The organism is Jiella pacifica (assembly GCF_010500815.1).
Lineage (GTDB): Bacteria > Pseudomonadota > Alphaproteobacteria > Rhizobiales > Rhizobiaceae > Jiella > Jiella pacifica.
Genome location: NZ_JAAAMG010000061.1, coordinates 1 through 1,699, shown reverse-complemented (window position 1 = coordinate 1,699; position 1,699 = coordinate 1). Strand labels below are relative to the sequence as shown.

General features: G+C 59.4%; 2 pseudogenes. One reads left to right on the top strand and one right to left on the bottom strand.

The window, feature by feature from the left end:
* Positions 1-207 precede the first annotated feature (207 nt).
* Positions 208-318: pseudogene (locus GTK09_RS27030) on the top strand (transposase); the annotation flags it as partial.
* 33 nt (positions 319-351) lie between these two features.
* On the opposite strand, the pseudogene GTK09_RS27025 reads toward GTK09_RS27030, so the two are convergent.
* Positions 352-1,520: pseudogene (locus GTK09_RS27025) on the bottom strand (IS3 family transposase).
* Positions 1,521-1,699 lie beyond the last annotated feature (179 nt).

Below are 1,699 nucleotides of genomic sequence, written 5' to 3'. Positions count from 1 at the left end.
CTACAACTTCCGCCGCATCCTCGCTTGGCTGGAGCTTTTTGTCGCCTTCATCCAGATCGCGATCATCAGCCTATTCGGCACCCGTCAAACCGCCGACGCCGCTTGACGAGCTTTCTTCACGGACGACGACATTGCCCCCAGGAATTCGAACCGTTTTGGGTTGGAATTTTCCACTTATGATCCCGGGATCGGGACAAGGAGAATTCCATGAAGAAGTCGACGTTCACCGAGGCGCAGATCGCCTTTGTGTTGAAGCAGGCCGATGAGGGGACGGCCGTGGCCGAGGTCTGCCGCAAAGCCGGGATTTCGGACGCGACTGGCCTGCCCCAACTGGGTGGTCCGGGGTAAATCTTAGTGCAAGGTCGGCCTCTGCGCCATGGCTGGCGTAGCGGGCGACACTGGTCCGTTGAGCGGAGTCGGCCATTGCACGGCCAGCGGAGCGGGCGGCCGGTAGCCGAGCGATGAGTGCGGACGCGCCGTGTTATAATGGCGGCGCCAGCTTTCGATCACGATCTTTGCCTCCTTGAGCGAGTAGAAGATCTCACCGTTCAGAAGCTCATCGCGGAGTTTGGAATTGAAGCTTTCGCAGTAGCCGTTCTCCCATGGACTGCCGGGCTCGATGAACGCCGTTTTCGCGCCAACTGCGACGATCCATTCCCTGACCGCCTTCGCGATGAACTCCGGGCCGTTGTCTGACCGTACATGTCCAGGCGGACCACGCAGGATGAACAGGTCCGTCAGGACATCGATGACGTTGATCGAGTTCAGCTTTCGATCGATCCGGATCGCCAGGCATTCCCGCGTGAACTCGTCGATGACGTTGAGCATGCGGAACTTCCTTCCGTCATGGGTCCGGCTCTCGACGAAGTCGTAGGACCAGATGTGACCCTGATACTCTGGCCGCAGACGGACGCATGATCCGTCATTCAGCCAGAGACGGCCTTTCTTGGGTTGCTTCTGCGGAACTTTGAGCCCTTCCCGCCGCCAGATTCGTTCGACACGTTTGACATTCACCGTCCAGCCTTCGCTCTTCAGCATCGCGGCGATCCGGCAGTAGCCGTACCGACCGTACTCGCTGGCGAGACGGATGATGTCAACGGTCAGCGCCTCTTCATCAGCCCGGCCGGTCGGCTTCTTGCGCTGCGTCGACCGATGCTACCCCAGAACACGGCATGCCATGCGTTGGGATACGCCGAGCTCCGAGACGACGTGGTCAACGCATTGCCGACGGCGGGAAGGGCTCAGAAGTTTCCCGAGGCAGCCTCGCTGAGGATCAGCTTCTCGAGTGTGAGATCGGAGACCGCCTTGCGCAGCCGCTCGTTCTCTTTCTCCAGATCCTTCAGACGCTTTACCTGGCTCCCCTTCAGGCCGCCATACTCCTTGCGCCAACGATAATACGTGAACTGCGTGACGCCGATCGCCCGGATCGCCTCCGCCACGCTCCGTCCCTGTGAAATCAGGACATCGACCTGCCGCAGCTTCGCGACGATCTCTTCAGGCTTGTGCTTCTTGTTCGGCATGCTCTCATCCTCTGATGGTCCAAAAACCATACTTCATGGAGGACCACTTCAATGGCTCTTGCGCAGGTTGTGTGGTTTTACGCGGCCAAGAGGAGTCGACGGCGCAAGAGATCGAGGTTCCCACGTCCGTACATTGAGCGCTTGAGAAGTTTGAGCTTGGTGACCTGGCCCTCCGTTTG